The following is a 17,432-nucleotide window of genomic DNA, read 5'->3' on the forward strand; positions in this document are numbered from 1 at the left end:
TTTTCAATTCTATTATCTCAAATCTAAATAAAGTGAACATCAAAATCATTAACCATTCAAATCATCCACTACCAGCATATGAAACCGCTCATGCTGCAGGAATGGATTTAAGAGCATTTACGCCAGAACAGATTACAATTAAACCTTTGCAACGACTTTTAATTCCAACGGGTTTGCATATAGAACTGCCAATTGGATATGAAGCGCAAATTAGGCCCCGAAGTGGACTGGCTTATAAACATGGAATTGGGATTGTAAATTCACCCGGAACAATTGATGCAGATTACCGTGGGGAAATTAAAGTTTTATTAGTTAATTTATCAGACATTGATTTTGTAATTAATGATGGTGATAGAATTGCACAAATGGTAATTGCTAAACACGAAACAATAAGCTGGGAAAGTGTAGTAGAATTGAATGATACAGCTCGTGGTGCCGGAGGCTATGGGCATACCGGGAAATAGTTTTAAGTAGGTTAAAACAACAAAATGAAGGTCACATTGGTATTTCTTTTTTTATGCTTTGTAGGCATTACATTGTTTGCGCAAGAACCCCCTGTGGTAGAAGGCAAAGAAGGGAATGTTGTGAAAGAGCTTTTTTTTGCTGGATTGAAAGAAAAAATGGCTGAAAACTATGCCAATGCCAACACCAATTTTACAAAAATTGTAAATATAGACCCAAAAAATGATGCCGCATATTTTGAGATAGCGACCTTAAATTTCCGTCAAAATAAATTATTGGATGCTGAAGTAGCCATAAAAAAAGCAATAGCTTTAAAAGCAAATAACGTTTGGTATTTAAGGTTACAGGGAGAAATTTATAAGCGCAACGGCAATATGGAAGCTTTAGTTGGAGTTTTTAACCAACTCATTGTTTTGTCTCCTGAGAATGAAGATTTTTATTATGATAGGGCAAATGCTTTTTTCATTGCAGGAAAAATACCAGAAGCTAAGAATGCTTATGATGAAATTGAACAAAGATTCGGGAGCTCAAAAGAGCTAACATTAGCTAAGCAACGGGTTGTCCTCCAAAGTGCTACAACGCCTACTGATGAATCGATTAATAAATTAATAGCAGAAAACCCAGCTGATGTTAAAAATTATCTTTATTTAAGTGGGGTTTTGCTAGAGAAAAATAAAAAAGAAGAAGCTTTAGCTCTACTCCAGAAAGCGAAAGTTTTAGAGCCAAATAATTTTGAGATTGATTTGGCCATGGCAGATATTTATCAATCTCAAAAAAAGAATGAATTGGCCATTCTACCTTTAAAATCTGCTTTTGCCCAAACAGCAATGCCTATTGCTAGTAAGGTTAAAATTGTGAGTTTAATGTTGCCAAGGTTTAACAATCAGTTAGTGGTAAAAGACGCAACAGATTTAACCCAAATAGCTTTAAAAGCTCATCCAAATGATCCAAAACTTTTATTGTTATATGGAGATGTACTTTACCAGCAGGGAAAATTAAATGATGCCAAGGAACAGTATCAGGCAGTTCTTAAAGTAGCTGAACAGAATTATTTAGCTTGGGAGAAAATTTTAGGCATACAAACTTTAATGGGCCAATATACTGATGCCATTAAAACTGGAGAAGAGGCATTATCTATTTATCCAAATCAAGCAATATTGTATTATTATAGAGCGTTTGCTCTCCATAGAAATGGCCAAAATGCAGAGGCAGGAATAGAAATTAAATCAGCTTTGCAGTTAGATGGAGATGATCAAAATTTAAAAGCAATGATTTTCGCATTACAGGCAGAAGTTTTAATAGATCAAGAGAAATTAAAAGAAGCAGATGCAGCATTTGATAAAGCCATTGCATTAGCTCCGGATAATTATTTAACCTTAAGCAATTATGCTTATTATCTAGCATTAAGAAATCAGAATTTAAGTAAGGCGGAAACACTTGCAGCGAAAGCAGCTGCGGCACTTCCTAAAAACGCATCTGTTTTAGACACCTATGCAATGGTGTTGTTTAAATTAGGTAAATATGATTTAGCATTAAGTTGGATAGAGAGAGCTTTGCAAAACAATGAAGCATCAAACCCTGTTTACTTAGAGCACTATGGTGATATTCTTTTCTTAAAAGGAGAAAAGGAAAATGCCCTATTGCAATGGCAAAAAGCCAAACAAGCAGGAAATAGTTCCGAAAAATTAACTAAGAAAATCAATGAAAAGAAATATATTAAATAGCCTTATTTTAGCAGTATTTGCTACGTTTGCTGTTGGCTGTAGACCAAAAAAAGTAATTATTGCAACCCCATCGGCAAGTGCTGAAAAAGTAGAGGTAAGTGCAGATAAGAAACCAGAAAATTTAACGTTATTAAAAAGTAAAGATTTGCCATTTAATACGTTGTCTTTGAAGGGAAAAGCTAGCTTAGATGTGAATGGAGATGTAAATAATGTTACTATGAACATCAGAATTCAAAAAGATAAAAAAATATGGGTTAGCGTTACAGGATTAGCAGGAATAGAGGGAGTACGTGCAGTAATTACTCCAGATAGTTTGCTATTGCGAAATAACCTGCAAAAAACATTTACAAAAAAACCTTTTAATTATATTTATGGGTTTACCAATAAACAAGTCAACTTTGGAATGTTGCAAGCAGTACTTTCAGGTAATACGATTAATGATTTTATGGTAGAAAAGTCTGATTTGGTACAAGAAAATGGAGTATGGGTTTTGAGTGGAAATGCTCAAGATTTAGCATATAGAATTCTGTTTAATACCTTATTAAAGCCTACAGAAGTAAATTTGAATGATGCAAAAAATGCCCAAGCTTTTAAAGTTGCTTATGGAGATTATACCCCAATAAACAGTTCATTGTTTCCTTCAAGTTTGAAAATTAATTCGATGGCAGGTGCTAAAAAAATTAATATATCAATAGAATTTATTAAAATAGAAAGCAATGTTGCGGTCGAATTTCCATTCTCAGTTCCTAAAAACTTTGAGCTAGTTAACTAATTTTTATATTTTTGGTGCAAATGAAGTTAAACAAACTATTTCTTTCTCTGCTTTTTATAGCACTGAGTACAACCGCTTTTGCACAACAAACCAGTAATGAGCTTAAAGCGCTTAAGCAAAAAAAAGAAGCTATTGAGAGACAAATTGAGTTAGCGCAAAGAAACCTCAACAAAACTACCAGTGGTAAAAAATTAACGTTAAGCCAAATCAATACCATCAAGGCTCAGGTACGCTTAATGCAGGAAAAGATCTCTACAATCAACTCAGAAATGAGAAGTTTAGACAATCAGATTACTGAAAATACTGGTAAAGTACACAATTTGCAAACTCGTTTAAGCGATTTGAAAAAAGAGTATGCAGGGATGATTAGATTTGCTCAGCGCAACAGAAACTCTTACGATAAGATGATGTTCATTTTTGCAGCTAAAGATTTTAATCAAGGTTATAAAAGGATTAAATACTTACAACAATTTGGGCAATACCGTAAAAAACAAGCTGCTTATATTCAGGGTACAGAAAAAGATTTAAACAATCAGATCTCTGTTTTAGATAGAGATTTGAAAAATAAACTTAGTCTACTTAAACAACAAGAAAGTGAAAAGAGTAGGTTAGATAGAAAAAAGAGTGAACAAGCTGCCGTTTTAAATAATTTAAGCAAAGACGAAAGAAAATATAGACAAGACATTCAAAAAAATAGACAGCAGCAAGCAGCAATTGACCGTCAGATGAAAGCTGAGATCAATCGAATAATTGAAGCTGAAAGAAGAAAAGAAGAAGCTAGAATTAAAGAAGCAGAGAGATTAGCAGCCGCAAAAGCTAAAGCAGAAGGGAAGGTAGCGCCTGTTGTGAGTGCTAAACCTAGAACAACGAGTCAGATTTTAAGAAATAGCCCAGAAGATGCTAAACTTTCGGATGCTTTTGAGAATAATAAAGGGAATTTACCTTGGCCTGTTGCTTCTGGAGTTATAACAACACACTTTGGTCCTTATACAGTTGGAACAGCTAGAGGTCAAAATGATGGGGTAGTTTATCAAACAAGTGAAAATGCAAGTGTAAGGGCCGTTTTTAATGGTAAAGTAAGTAAAATCAGAAATATTTTAGGGAAATATATTGTTATTATTAGGCATGGTGAATACTTTACAATCTATCAGAACCTAAAAAACGTAAGTGTGTCTGAGGGAACAAGTGTAACTACCAAACAAGCTATAGGTACTGCTGCAAATAATGATGGTACGCCAGAGGTTGGTTTTCAAATTAATCGTGGTGGTATTCCACTTCCTCCAGAAAGTTGGGTAGCAAGATAAACTATTCGATGTTTTATTTGTCTATATTTGTATTAAAATCGATTAGAAATGTATCAGAGCACAATTTTAGAGTTCTTAAATATGGGCGGCGGAGAGATGATGCTCATTATGGTAGCCGTACTTTTGTTATTTGGAGGTAAAAAATTGCCTGAATTGGCAAGAGGTTTAGGGAAAGGGATTAGGGAATTTAAAGATGCTTCGGAAGGCGTAAAGAGAGAAATCCATAGGAACATAAATTCCGTAACTAGTGATGTAGAGGAAGAGAAAAAGGAAGAAGAAAATCATGCATTTCATCACCACCCAGTAGAAGATGAGATTCTTAATGAAAGTTCTTCATTAGCCGAAGAAAATAAACCTACTGAAGGAGAAAAAATAAAAATTGAGAATAAGAGTAACGAAACTCATTCTTAACTTATTCAAACTGATTTAAAAAATTAAATATAAAATATCATGACACAACCAACCATATTAATCGGAATGGGCCCTATGGAAATTACGCTAATTGTATTAGCATTGTTATTATTATTTGGAGGTAAGAAAATTCCAGAATTAATGCGTGGATTAGGAAAAGGAATGAAGGAATTTAAAGATGGGAAAGATGGAGTTGATAGTGATAATACAACTAACAATCCAAATCAGACTAAACCATAAGTTCTACCATTTCTTGATTTAAATTTAAACTTTGAAGAAATATACCTCTTTAACAGAGATACAAGGGAAACTTGCGCAAAAGCAGCTTACCTTATCACAGTTAACGGCTCATTATTTTGAGCAGATAGAAAAAAATCAACACCTCAATGCTTTTAATGAGGTGTTTTTTGATTCAGCAACAAAACAAGCAAACCTTGTTCAACAAAAAATAGAAAATGGTACCGCTGGTAAACTAGCCGGTATGGTTATTGGTATCAAGGACAATATTTGTTATTTAGACCATAAGGTTTCTGCTTCTTCTAAAATGTTGGATGGATTTGTTTCTCCATATTCATCAACTGTAGTGCAACGCTTATTAAGTGAAGACGCAATTATTATTGGCAGACTAAATTGCGATGAATTTGCTATGGGTGGCTCCAATGAAACTTCTTATTTCGGGCCAGTAAAAAATGCCATTGATGAAGAAAGAGTTGCTGGAGGGTCATCTGGAGGTTCAGCAGTTGCTGTGCAAGCAGATATGTGTTTAGCGGCCTTAGGCACAGATACAGGAGGTTCAGTCCGTCAACCAGCTGCTTTTTGTGGTAATATTGGTTTTAAACCTACTTATGGTCGTATTTCTAGATACGGCATTATTGCTTATGCTTCCTCTTTCGATCAGGTTGGTACGATAACATCTTCGGTTAGCGATGCTGCTTTGTTATTAGAAATTTTAGCAGGAGTAGATGAGGCCGATAGTACTGTGTCTTCTTTGCCCGTGCCAAGATATGCGCAAAATTTAACTCAAAGTGGCAAGAAGAAAATTGCTGTTTTAAAAGAGACCATTGAAAACGATGCCTTAGATCCAGAGATAAAAACTGCAATATTAAATTCAATTGAAACCTTAAAATCTCAAGGCCATGAAATTGAATATATGTCTTTTGATTTACTTGATTATATGGTTCCGGCTTATTATGTTTTAACTACTGCAGAAGCATCATCAAATCTTTCTCGTTATGATGGGGTTCATTATGGTTATAGAAATACACAAGCAGAAAGCTTAAATAACTTATATAAAACTTCTAGAGCCGAAGGTTTTGGAGAGGAGGTTAAACGTAGAATTTTGTTGGGTACTTTTGTTTTAAGTGCCGGTTATTATGATGCTTATTACCAGAAAGCTCAGCAGGTAAGAAGGCTAATTAGAGATAGGGTAGAGGCTTTATTAGCTGATTACGATTTTCTATTGAGTCCTGTAACACCAACACCAGCTTTTAAAATTGGCGAAAACATGCAAGATCCTCTGGTAATGTATATGGCAGATATTTATACAGTTTTGGCTTCTTTAGCAGGTATTCCGGCAGTTGCATTACCACTTGGCAATAATAAAGACGGTTTACCGTTAAGTGTACAGTTAATGACCAAACACTTTAACGAGCAAGAATTATTTAATTTATCATATCGTTTCTTAAACGAAGCCTAATTGAACCACCATTAGACAGCCCATTGCTCTACAAGGAAGAAAGCTGTTTAGTATAAGTGGATAGATAAAATGCCTATGAGAAGAATAATACTAACTACCATAAGTTTTCTTACTTTCTTAACGGCCGCTGGTCAAGTAACCCTAAATACAGCAAAAGCCGATTCGGTTTTAAAAAGAATAGCAGCTAACTCAATACCAGACTCTGTTCATGCTCCAGTTGTAGATAAACTTTTATTCTACAATCAAAATATAACATTCAAATTTCGTTTAGATTCTATTCAAAAAACAGTTCCGTTAAGCTATAATGAGTATGTTCAGAACTTTATTGATGTTTTAGGTAAACAGAAAGATAGAATGGGAAAGATGTTGGGTTTATCAAACTACTATTTTCCGATTTTCGAAAAAGCATTAAAAGCTTACAATATTCCCGAAGAAATTAAGTATTTGCCTATTATAGAATCATCAATGAATCCGCATGCCATATCTAAAGTGGGTGCAACAGGCATGTGGCAATTTATGTTTAGTACAGCAAGAGCTTACGGATTAAACATGGACAATTTTGTTGATGAACGTAAAGACCCCATTCAGGCTAGTTATGCTGCAGCGGCATATTTTAGAGATGCCTACGAAGAACTTGGCGATTGGCTTTTGGCTATTGCTGCCTACAATTGTGGAAAAGGAAATGTAACTCGTGCCATAGGAAAAGCTGGTTCTAGAGACTTCTGGGTAATTCGTCAATATTTGCCAAAAGAAACTCGTGATTATGTGCCTGCATTTATTGCTGCGGTTTATTTAATGAATTATGCTGATAACCATGGGATTGCTACCCAAAATGCTTCAATTGATTTTAAGACAGATACTATTCAGGTAAATCATTTTGTTGCATTAGCCGATTTAGCAAGGGCAATTAATCATGAAGAATCTACATTGTCAATTTTAAACCCATCTTATAAGAAGAAGATTGTAAATGGCACAGAACTTTTACCTAAAAGAATAATTTTACCGAAAGTAGAACAAGGCAGTTATGCTAAACTCTACGATGTGCTTAATAACGATATCGAAGTTGAAAGAGATATTATTTTAGCATCAACAGATGATGTTAGAGATTTACGTAAACTTAAATTAACCAATAAAAAGATAATAGCTAAATCTAATACAAATACTTATAAAGTTAAACCTGGTCAGAATTTGGGCATTATTGCCGACTTATACAATGTAGAAGTTCAAGATCTAAAAGTATGGAATAACTTAAAAAGCAATACCGTTGTTCCAGGGCAATCGCTAAAAATATATGGTGACAAATCTGCTCCAATTGTTAAAAAAGTGCTGAAGCCTGATTTTATTACTTATAGAGTTAAAGTAGGAGATACATTGTCGGGCATAGCTGAAAAGTTTGATGGGGCAACTGTAGCCAGTATTAAGAAAACTAACGGTTTAAAGAAAGCTACTTTACAACCAGGTATGGTTTTGAAGATTAAGAGTTAATTTTTTTAAACACATAGATAAACATAGGATTAAGTCTGCAATTTGAATATTGGATAGCTTTAAAAGACCTAAAATAGCTAAAACCTTAATTTTGTTGTTCTAAGCATTGTGAAATCTCTTTATATTTTTCTCTCTTACCTTATCTCCGAGATTCCTCCAAAGTCGGAATGACAATTCTAGGTGTTTTGTGTGCCACAGAACCATGGAATACTATATCTTGTTGCCATAAAAAAGGCTTGAAATGTTTAGTTTCCAAGCCTTTTTAAATAATATTATCTTCTGTATTACAAACTAACGGTTGCCATTACAGGAAAATGATCTGAAGGGAACTTACCAAAATAGGTATCTGTTAATATTCCCCATTTACTAGCTTTAAATTGTTTTGACATAAAAATATGATCAATAACACCCATTCCACGAGGAGTTCTAAAACCGTTGCTAGATGAATTGTTTTCATAAGGATATTTTACACCTTTATAAACGTCATTAAGTATTCCAGAATTTGCGATAGTTAGATACCATTCGCTTTCTCTACTTCCATTAAGATCGCCGGTTAATAATACAGGTTCGTTAGCAGCTATTTCCTTTATTTTTTGCACCATTAATTTGCCACTTTCTTTACGGGCAATTACGCCTTGATGATCAAAATGCACATTAAAGGTGTAGAATTTTTTCTTGGTTTTGATGTCTTCTAAATAAACCCAGGTACAAATGCGATTGCAACAAGTGGCGTCCCAGCCTTTGCCTGGAGTATTAGGAGTTTCTGATAACCAAAAGTCGCCACTTTTTATTAATTTAAATCTATCTTTTTTGTAATATATAGCGGAATGCTCGCCAGCTTCTTTGCCATCATCACGACCAAGGCCATATCTTGAGTATTCTGGCAAAGCCTTGCTCATGTCATCCAATTGATTTTTTAATCCCTCCTGAACTCCGAATACATCAAAGTCATGGAAGCGAATAAGATTAGAAACTATTGGTGCACGATCAATCCAAAGATTTCCCGAATCTCTAGGATTATCATACCTAATATTAAAAGTGGCAACATTAAATGATTGTGCTTTTAGGCTAATGGATGTTGTGATAAACAACGAAATAATAAATAAGAATTTTAGTTTCATCTATCTTTATATTTTATTTTTATGAATAATTAAAACCAACCTGGATTTTGGCCAAGAGCTGGATTTCTAAGCACGTCTGCTTGAGGAATTGGGTAATAATATTGCTTGTCACTCCACTTTCTAGAGATTTCGTTCATCCAAATCAGCTGACCAGAAGTGCCATTTTTTAATCTCTGAGAATTTACTTTTCCACTAATTGTATTAGAAACATCTACATAGGTAACGCCCGCCACAGCTGGTGTGGGTCTTGTACCTTGATAGAATGCAACATCTAAAATGCCATCCTCGTTTAAATCCATAGGAGTGTTAAGTGCAGGCACATAGAAGCCATTCCATTCTTTTTCCATTAATTCACCTCTTTTCCATCTTAGTATATCGCTAAAACGGTGCCCTTCTAAACTCAATTCAATACCTCTTTCTCTTCTAATTTCTAATATACTGGCATCAGTAATATTTGGAAAATAGTTGGTAACTAAATAAGGGTCAATCGCAGTTGGTTTTGCAGTTAATCCGCCAGTAATGCCTGCTCTAGCGCGTAATCTGCCTACTGTTATAGCCCAGTCTTGGTCTGTTAAGGTGCCTAATTCTGCTTTAGCTTCTGCGTAAATTAAAAGTATTTCTGCAAACCTCATTAAAGAAATAGAATTAATATTTAGTGCGCCAGCATCATAATACATATCATCTAATGTCCATTTTATAGGCTGATACCCAGTAAATGTATAAGAAAATACAGGAGGTGCAGGAACTTGTACGCCACCACTTATCCTTTTATAGTCACCAGAACGAATGGTTTGTTTTAGCCTTAAATCTCTGTTTTTAACTTCGTCCTTAAATAACATTGTGGTATAGTTAGGATTGTTGGTGTAAGGTGTCCCATCTATATTTAAATAAGTATTGATAAAGGTTCTTGTAAAACTAGCCTTAGCACCATAAGTTCCACTTGTCCACCACCAGTTTGCCTCGTTTAATACATTCAAAGTCAAATCGCATATTGATGATAACATTACTTCACTACTAACAGGGGCTGGGCTAATAAAGACTTGACGGTAAGAGATACTAGTCCCTCCAGTTGTGTTAATAGAATAAGTGTTTTTATCCATTATTAGCTTAGCAGCACTTGCTGCATTGGTTAACCATTCTGTTGCTGTGCTTTGTAAATTTAGCTCTGTGTGGTATTTTCTAAAAGTACCTTCAAAAAGACAAATTCTAGATTTTAAGCCTAAGGCTATATCTTTTGTAATAGTGCTTCTAGTTGGATCATTAGCACTCCTGATGTTTTCTGCGGCATAATTAATGTCAGCCAGTACAGAATCCATAACTAAAGTTCTTTTATCTCTTCCGTTGTAAAGAGTAGGATCTGTTACTTCTAATGGTTTATTTATCCATGGCACGTCACCAAATCTTTTTACTTTTTCAAAGTAAAAATAGGCTCTAAAAAATCTGGCAAGACCTAAATAGTTTTTTCTTGCCTCTGCTGATATTTTTGGATCATTATTATTTACAATGAAATAATTAATGTTTCTTAAATCAGACCAACTCCAGCCAGAGCTTAGGTTAGGTGCATAAACACCTTCTTGTATAAAGCTGGGCACCTCTTTAACAGCTAGGTAATCAGACATTGCGTCTAAGCTGGTAGAGTTGCCTGGCAATATGCTGTAAAATGAGTTGGCGTACAACTGTAATCCATTTTCGCTACCAAAAATAGCTGATTTAGATGCTGTAGATTCAGGTTCTTGATCTAGTTTTTTACAAGCGGTTACTGCGCTAACGATAACTAAAAGCAACCATAACTTATTTATTTTCATGATGATATTTTTTAATGCTTATGATTAAAAGGTTAAGTTTAAACCAATAGAATAGCTTTTTAATAACGGATAATTATATCCATCTCCATTTGTGGCACCTGAGTTAAAACCCTGATCTGCAGGTACGGTGTTCTCCACGTCAAGTGTTTTGGTTATTTTGTAAAGTGGAGAGTAGGTAAATAAATTTTCTCCAGAAAAGTAAATCTTTGCACTGCTAGCTTTGATTTTTGATACCCATTTTGCAGGTAAAGTATAACCTACTTGGATATTCTTCATTCTGATGTAAGCCACATTTTGCAAATATTTTGTTTGTGCCACACCTAGAGTTCTATTGGTATTTGATGAAGCGGCACGAGACATTGTTCTAGGGAAATAGGCATTGGTGTTTTCTGGAGTCCACATGTTACCTAAGTGGAAAGTAGGTATATTGTTGTATGGACGGTTATATTGTCCCCAGAAAAATTCTGTTTCTGTACTCGGGTACCAATCTTGTTTAGCTACGCCCTGAAAAAAGGTAGAGAAGAAAAAGTTATTCCAGTCTGCACCAACATTAATCCCATAAGTATATCTAGGGGCTGCATTACCTATAATTTTTCTGTCCCCAGAATCATTTACAGTATTTTTACCTACGTTGATAAAACCATCGTTGTTTAAATCTTGCAATTTGATATCTCCAGGATACCAAACATTTGTTGGCGATGCCCTCATTTGCGGACTTTGTTTGGCGTGAGAATCTATATCAGCTTGGTCAATAAAGAAACCTTCTGTAGTGTATCCCCAAATTTCACCAATGGTTTGTCCAACATAATAATCGGAAAGTAACTTATCAGGATTGTTGTACTTCGTTATTTTTGATGTATTATCGGCAACTGTTAGCCTAACGTTGTAATTAATTGGCTTTTGGGTATTTATTTTATCTCTCCAAGTTACGCTAAGTTCCCAGCCTTTAGTGCGTAAATCTGCATAGTTACCTTTTGGTACAGTTGCCCCAAATACAGCTGGTGCAGTTAAACCTACGGTAAACATATCTGTAGTATTACGAATGTAGGCATCTCCTGTAATCGTTAAACGGTTAGCTAACACCGAAAGATCTAAACCAATGTTGCTTGTAGTTGATGTTTCCCAAGTTAAACCATCTGGTAAAACACCTGGTTGTCCAGTACGTTGAGGTTTTACTCCACCCAAAATGATACTAGATTGAGAGATAGAAAAATTTTCTTGAAATAAATAAGATGAGATATTACCATTTCCAAGTGAGCCGTATGAACCTCTTATTTTTAAATCAGATATAAATTTTGGTGAAACTTTCCAAAACGGTTCTGCTGCAATTCTCCATCCGGCAGAGACTGATGGGAAAAAGCCAAACCTTTGGTCTGATGGGAATTTTGATGAACCATCATATCTTGCATTTACTTCTAATAAATACCTATCTTTAAAAGCATAGTTTAATCTAGAAAACCCTCCAAAAACATTCCATTTCTCATAACCTCCGCCAGTTGTAATTGCCTGGCCTAGTGCTAAGTTTAAATCTGTTGCGTCTTCGAAAATGATACCATTTCTTTGAGCCGCTAGACGTTTATAAGTAGATTCTTCATAATTATAACCTGCCATTATTTTAAAATAATGTGCACCTGAAAATGTGTCTTCATAAGCTGCATAAAGGTTATTGGCAAAGTATTGGGTTTCTCTTCTGTCAAACAATAGGTCGTTAGTAGTCGTCCCTAAATAAGAAATAACTCCTGGTTTGTTACTATAAGGCAACTGTACTCTTTTTTGTTCAGTGTCATTATTGGTTATGCGAAAGGTAAAATCACCATTAACACTAAGCTTGTTCTTTAAGAAACTAGAAGATAATGAGGTTGTATTTCTAAAAACCTGTCTTTTAGTATCAGAACCACTTTTTCCATAAAAATAATCACCTGGGCCATAAGCTGCAGACATTGATAAAGAGCCATCTGGATTAAACATTACAGATGTGGGGTGTGCCTCATCGGCAATATTTCTCCAAACACCACCACCTTCACCAACACTTAAAGGATTATGGTAGTTCATCACAGAGAAATCAGCATTGTTATCTAGTTTTAACCACGGAAGCAATTGGATAGCACCTCTAGCCCTAAAGTTTTTCATGCTGTAATCATCAGAGTTATACCTAAATAAACCAGCTTGCTTTTGATACCTGCCAGAAACTAAGTAAGAAATTTTTTCTCCACTCCCCGTTAAAGATAGATTGTGCTCATATGCGCCAGTATTTTCTTTGTATAGCTGATCATAAAAGTTGGTGCTACCGTAATAAACGTACTCTCCTGTAGTTGGATCTACCTCAACCTGATTGTATGGCTGACCAGATTCCGCTCTTCTTTTAAACTCGGTCAAGTATGCTTGAGAGAATTTTTGAGACTTGTTTGCGTTTTGTGGAAAGGCCCCATCTCCATTTACAAATGCTTCCGCAAACATTTTGGCCCAAGTATAACCATCCGTTACAAAATCTGGCACTTGCAATGGGCTTTTAGTTGCGTAATTTGTAGAATAATTGATAGTATTTTTGCCACCAGCTGGTTTTTTTGTAGTAATTAATATTACGCCGAAAACAGCTCTTGCGCCATAAATTGAAGATGCAGCTGCATCTTTTAACATGGTTACTGTTTCTAAATCATTTGGATTAAGTAAGCTCGGATCTCCTTCTACACCATCAATAAGAACTAAGGCATTACCACCTTGGCCAATAGAAGTTGTGCCCCTAATGTTATAGCTTGGTGATTGTGTTGGTCTTCCATCCATCATCTTTAAATTAAGATTTGGTAATGCACCTTGTAAACCTTGGGTTAAGTTGGTAATCGGTCTATTTTCTAAAGCTTTTGAAGTTATTTGATCTACAGCACCAGTTAAATTCTCTTTTTTCTGTGTGCCATAACCAACCACTACAACTTCACTAAGTGATTTTTGATCTGGAACCATTTTAATGGTTTGATTAGTGGTTTCGCCAGATTTAACAATTACGTTATCAATTACTTGCAATTGATAAGATAGAAAAGAAATATTTAATGTATATGTTCCAGGCTGTACGCTAAATGAAAAACTGCCATCTGCGTTACTTTGTAAGATTTGATTAGTTTGTACAATTTTAATGGTAGCACCAGGAAAAGGTAGGCCATTTTCATCCATTACTTTCCCAGTAATTTTCCCAGGGTCAGCTATGTTAAAGTTAACATGACTCGTCGCATGAACTTGTTGGGTAAAGATGAATAAGATTTGAGCGCAAAGAATTAGTGTAGTAAAAAAAGCTTTACGTAATTCTAGTAAATTTATTTTCATATTTTTGAATACTTAGTGATTAATAATTATCGTTGCTGAGTTCAGCAGTATGGGCCTCAATCCAATTTACTGCAGAGGAAATCGATTCTGCTTCAGAATCGGTTTCTTTTTTTTATTAATTTTTAACCATGACTTGTTTGAGCTGTTGGGATATGTATGTTTTTGAACAGCGCAAAAGTATTTGCACAATGTGAAGCCAATATTAATTTGATAAAAAGAATAGGTTTTAATTTTAAACTTTTGTTAAGAAACTGGGCGTGTATTTTTTTCACCAAGTAACATCTAAACTGCAAAACAAAAACTGTAGTAGGCTAGCCCATATTAATATAACTTTAAACATGTAAAGCATGTAACAACGAATAAAAAACACTTATATAACGAATAAAATAATTGTAACTTTGGCCGTTACAAAAAAGTATTTTATGAGTAAAACCAATAGAAAACAAGACGCTTTAGATTACCACTCACAAGGGCGGCCAGGGAAAATTCAGGTTGTACCTACAAAACCATATTCTTCGCAAAGGGATTTAACTTTGGCTTATTCACCAGGTGTGGCAGAGCCTTGTTTAAAAATTGCTGAAAACGTAGAGGATGTATATAAGTATACAGCTAAAGGCAATTTAGTAGCTGTTATTAGTAACGGTACTGCTGTTTTAGGTTTAGGAGATATTGGTCCTGAAGCTGGCAAGCCCGTAATGGAAGGTAAAGGTTTATTGTTTAAAATCTTCGCTGATATTGATGTTTTTGACTTAGAATTAGATACAAAAAATGTTGATGATTTTGTAAAAATCGTTAAAGCTTTAGAACCAACTTTTGGTGGTGTAAATTTAGAAGATATTAAAGCACCAGAGTGTTTTGAAATTGAGCGCCGTTTAAAAGAGGAAATGAATATTCCTGTAATGCATGACGACCAGCATGGAACTGCAATTATTTCGGCAGCTGCTTTGTTAAACGCTTGTGATTTACAAAAGAAAAAAATAGACAAAGTTAAAATTGTAGTAAATGGCGCAGGTGCCGCTGCAATTTCTTGTTCTCGTCTGTATGTTTCTTTAGGAGCAAAAAAAGAGAATATAGTAATGTGTGATAGGACTGGTGTTATTCGTGCTGATAGAGCAGTTTTAGACGATATTAAAAAAGAATTTGCGACCAACAGAAATCTAAACACATTAGAAGAAGCAATGAAAGATTCGGATGTATTTATCGGTCTTTCATCTGCAGATTGCGTAACAGCTAATATGTTAAAATCGATGGCTAAAAACCCTATCGTTTTTGCAATGGCTAATCCAAATCCAGAGATTGCTTATGATTTAGCTATTAGTTCTCGAAAAGATTTAATCATGGCCACTGGCCGTTCAGATTATCCAAATCAGGTTAATAACGTACTAGGTTTCCCATATATTTTTAGGGGTGCTTTAGATGTTAGAGCAACAAGCATAAACGAAGCGATGAAAATTGCTGCAGTTCGTGCCATTGCTGAATTGGCTAGGAAATCTGTTCCTGAGGCCGTGAATATGGCTTATAATGAACGCAATATCAAATTTGGTAAAGAATACATTATTCCAAAACCAATGGATTTTCGCCTGATGACCAATGTTTCTATGGCTGTAGCTAAAGCGGCAATTGAAAGTGGTGTTGCTCGTAAAGCAATTACAGATTGGGATGCCTATGCAGAAGAATTGAAACGTCGCCTAGGTATGGACGATTCAATTATGCGTGCCATTACTAATAAAGCTAAATCGGCTCCTAAACGTGTTGTTTTTGCAGAAGCAGACAATTACAAAATTTTAAAAGCAGCTCAAATTGTTAAGGATGATAATATTGCCATCCCTATTTTATTAGGGAATAAAGAAATTATCCAACAAATTATTGATGAGAATGGATTAGAACTTGAAGGTGTTGAAATTATTGAGCCAGCATTAGAGCCAGCAAGAATGAAAAAATACGCCGAGTCGCTTTACAATAAAAGACAACGGAGAGGTGTAACATTATTTGAGGCTAGTAAGCTATTGCGTGATAGGAACTATTTTGGCGCATCTATGGTTGAGTTTGGTGAAGCAGACGCCATGATTTCTGGCCTAACTAAAAACTATGTTTCAACTATAAAACCAGCATTGCAAGTAATTGGTACCGAAGCAGGCGTTAATCGTGTTGCAGGAATGTACATGATGATGACTCAAAAAGGCCCGGTATTTTTTGGGGATACTACTGTAAATGTTGATCCCACTGCAGAAGAATTAGTTGATTTAACTTTGTTGTTAGAGAAATCTGTAAGGAAATTTAACATACAACCACGCATTGCTTTATTATCTTATTCTAACTTTGGCTCAAACGAAGGTATTGTGCCAGAAAAAGTAAGAAAAGCAGTTAAAATATTGCATGACAAATATCCGCAAATTGTTGTTGATGGAGACATGCAAGGTAACTTTGCTATGAATAATTCTTTATTGAAAGAGAACTTTCCCTTTAGTAGCTTAGTAGCTGCACCTGCAAATACTTTAGTTTTTCCCAATTTAGAATCTGGTAATATTGCGTATAAATTATTACAAGAACTAGGTGGCGCAGAAGCAGTTGGCCCAATTTTATTAGGATTGAAAAAACCTGTTCATATTGTTCAATTAGGTAGTTCGGTAAGAGAAATTGTGAATATGGTTACTATTGCAGTATTAGATGTGCAAGGAAAAGAAGAAGCTGCTAATCCAAAGAGAAGAGGAATTTTAAATAAATTAGCTAAAAAATAAGCGATAATGTTTGCATATATTGATGGGAAATTAACCTTTAAGTGTCCAACTTATGTGGTAGTAGAAGCTGGAGGTGTGGGATATCACATCAATATATCGCTAAACACTTATTCTGCTATAGGTAATGCAGAACGATGTAAAATTTATACTTGGCTTCATGTTAAAGAAGATGCCCATACCTTATATGGTTTCGCAGATGAAGGGGAAAGAAGATTATTTCTACATTTAATCTCAGTCTCTGGCATTGGTCCAACTACCTGCAGAATGATGTTGTCTTCTATTACACCTGTAGAAATACAAAATGCAATTATTAATGCAGATGTGGTATTGATACAACAAATTAAGGGTATTGGGGTAAAATCTGCCCAAAGGATTGTATTAGAGTTACAGGATAAACTCAAGAAAGAAGGGCCAGATTCATTAATTTCTATGCCTCTACATAATACAACGAGAGATGAAGCATTATCTGCCTTGATTATGTTGGGCTTTGGCAAGCAAGTTGCAGAAAAGGCAATAGATAATGCAGTTAAAAAGGCTGATCAAGACTTAACTGTAGAACAAATGATCAAAATAGCTTTGAAGAACTTATAATTTGACCA

Annotated in this window: 13 protein-coding genes; 10 read left to right on the forward strand and 3 right to left on the reverse strand. The window is 35.0% G+C overall.

The window, feature by feature from the left end:
- Nucleotides 1-32 precede the first annotated feature (32 nt).
- The 8 genes from dut (at nt 33) to FA048_RS05690 (ending at nt 7,854) form a co-directional block, all read left to right on the forward strand.
- On the forward strand, nt 33-464 hold the full coding sequence (gene dut, locus FA048_RS05655; protein ID WP_136839224.1) for a dUTP diphosphatase: 432 nt from the start codon (nt 33-35) through the stop codon (nt 462-464).
- Nucleotides 465-488: 24 nt separating this feature from the next.
- Nucleotides 489-2,186 (forward strand): tetratricopeptide repeat protein, encoded by a 1,698-nt coding sequence (locus FA048_RS05660; protein WP_136839225.1) that lies wholly within the window; start codon nt 489-491, stop codon nt 2,184-2,186.
- Nucleotides 2,164-2,958 carry a DUF4292 domain-containing protein gene (locus tag FA048_RS05665; RefSeq protein WP_136839226.1) on the forward strand — a complete coding sequence of 265 codons (795 nt, stop codon included), beginning with the start codon at nt 2,164-2,166 and terminating at the stop codon, nt 2,956-2,958. The genes FA048_RS05660 and FA048_RS05665 overlap by 23 nt, the downstream gene beginning before the upstream one ends.
- A 20-nt stretch (nt 2,959-2,978) precedes the next feature.
- On the forward strand, nt 2,979-4,262 hold the full coding sequence (locus FA048_RS05670; protein ID WP_136839227.1) for a murein hydrolase activator EnvC family protein: 1,284 nt from the start codon (nt 2,979-2,981) through the stop codon (nt 4,260-4,262).
- Between the two features lie 48 nt (nt 4,263-4,310).
- Complete coding sequence (locus tag FA048_RS20005; protein ID WP_262709717.1) at nt 4,311-4,673, forward strand: Sec-independent protein translocase subunit TatA/TatB; 363 nt, start codon at nt 4,311-4,313, stop codon at nt 4,671-4,673.
- 39 nt (nt 4,674-4,712) lie between these two features.
- Entirely contained in the window at nt 4,713-4,913 is a 201-nt protein-coding gene (locus FA048_RS05680) for a Sec-independent protein translocase subunit TatA/TatB (protein ID WP_169306814.1), read from the forward strand.
- A gap of 31 nt (nt 4,914-4,944) precedes the next feature.
- Nucleotides 4,945-6,369 carry an Asp-tRNA(Asn)/Glu-tRNA(Gln) amidotransferase subunit GatA gene (gene gatA / locus FA048_RS05685; RefSeq protein WP_136839228.1) on the forward strand — a complete coding sequence of 475 codons (1,425 nt, stop codon included), beginning with the start codon at nt 4,945-4,947 and terminating at the stop codon, nt 6,367-6,369.
- A gap of 75 nt (nt 6,370-6,444) precedes the next feature.
- On the forward strand, nt 6,445-7,854 hold the full coding sequence (locus FA048_RS05690; protein ID WP_136839229.1) for a lytic transglycosylase domain-containing protein: 1,410 nt from the start codon (nt 6,445-6,447) through the stop codon (nt 7,852-7,854).
- Nucleotides 7,855-8,138: 284 nt separating this feature from the next.
- Here FA048_RS05690 and FA048_RS05695 read toward each other — a convergent pair whose 3' ends face one another.
- From FA048_RS05695 to FA048_RS05705, 3 genes are read right to left on the reverse strand one after another with little or no spacing between them, the layout of a single operon-like run.
- Nucleotides 8,139-8,975, reverse strand: a complete 837-nt coding sequence (locus FA048_RS05695; RefSeq protein WP_136839230.1) for an endonuclease/exonuclease/phosphatase family protein — start codon at nt 8,973-8,975, stop codon at nt 8,139-8,141.
- Nucleotides 8,976-9,004: 29 nt separating this feature from the next.
- A complete protein-coding gene (locus FA048_RS05700) occupies nt 9,005-10,780 on the reverse strand; it encodes a RagB/SusD family nutrient uptake outer membrane protein (RefSeq protein WP_205943422.1) in 1,776 nt (591 codons plus the stop codon).
- Between the two features lie 24 nt (nt 10,781-10,804).
- A complete protein-coding gene (locus FA048_RS05705; protein WP_136839231.1) occupies nt 10,805-14,095 on the reverse strand; it encodes a SusC/RagA family TonB-linked outer membrane protein in 3,291 nt (1,096 codons plus the stop codon).
- A 422-nt stretch (nt 14,096-14,517) separates the two neighbouring features.
- Here FA048_RS05705 and FA048_RS05710 point away from each other — a divergent pair, with 422 nt between their 5' ends.
- Both FA048_RS05710 and ruvA read left to right on the forward strand, forming a co-directional pair.
- Nucleotides 14,518-16,833 (forward strand): NADP-dependent malic enzyme, encoded by a 2,316-nt coding sequence (locus FA048_RS05710; RefSeq protein ID WP_136839232.1) that lies wholly within the window; start codon nt 14,518-14,520, stop codon nt 16,831-16,833.
- A gap of 6 nt (nt 16,834-16,839) precedes the next feature.
- Complete coding sequence (gene ruvA, locus FA048_RS05715) at nt 16,840-17,424, forward strand: Holliday junction branch migration protein RuvA (RefSeq protein WP_136839233.1); 585 nt, start codon at nt 16,840-16,842, stop codon at nt 17,422-17,424.
- Nucleotides 17,425-17,432 lie beyond the last annotated feature (8 nt).

This window comes from Pedobacter polaris (assembly GCF_005116505.1).
Classification (GTDB): Bacteria; Bacteroidota; Bacteroidia; order Sphingobacteriales; family Sphingobacteriaceae; genus Pedobacter; species Pedobacter polaris.

What these genes read in the sequence shown, in the direction of transcription:
- FA048_RS05670 (WP_136839227.1), top strand. Translation starts at nt 2,979, where the DNA reads ATGAAGTTAAACAAACTATTTCTTTCTCTGCTTTTTATAGCACTGAGT.
- FA048_RS20005 (WP_262709717.1), top strand. Translation starts at nt 4,311, where the DNA reads ATGTATCAGAGCACAATTTTAGAGTTCTTAAATATGGGCGGCGGAGAG.
- FA048_RS05680 (WP_169306814.1), top strand. Translation starts at nt 4,713, where the DNA reads ATGACACAACCAACCATATTAATCGGAATGGGCCCTATGGAAATTACG.
- ruvA (WP_136839233.1), top strand. Translation starts at nt 16,840, where the DNA reads ATGTTTGCATATATTGATGGGAAATTAACCTTTAAGTGTCCAACTTAT.
- FA048_RS05660 (WP_136839225.1), top strand. Translation starts at nt 489, where the DNA reads ATGAAGGTCACATTGGTATTTCTTTTTTTATGCTTTGTAGGCATTACA.
- FA048_RS05690 (WP_136839229.1), top strand. Translation starts at nt 6,445, where the DNA reads ATGAGAAGAATAATACTAACTACCATAAGTTTTCTTACTTTCTTAACG.
- FA048_RS05700 (WP_205943422.1), bottom strand. Translation starts at nt 10,780, where the DNA reads ATGAAAATAAATAAGTTATGGTTGCTTTTAGTTATCGTTAGCGCAGTA.
- FA048_RS05710 (WP_136839232.1), top strand. Translation starts at nt 14,518, where the DNA reads ATGAGTAAAACCAATAGAAAACAAGACGCTTTAGATTACCACTCACAA.
- FA048_RS05705 (WP_136839231.1), bottom strand. Translation starts at nt 14,095, where the DNA reads ATGAAAATAAATTTACTAGAATTACGTAAAGCTTTTTTTACTACACTA.
- FA048_RS05665 (WP_136839226.1), top strand. Translation starts at nt 2,164, where the DNA reads ATGAAAAGAAATATATTAAATAGCCTTATTTTAGCAGTATTTGCTACG.
- FA048_RS05695 (WP_136839230.1), bottom strand. Translation starts at nt 8,975, where the DNA reads ATGAAACTAAAATTCTTATTTATTATTTCGTTGTTTATCACAACATCC.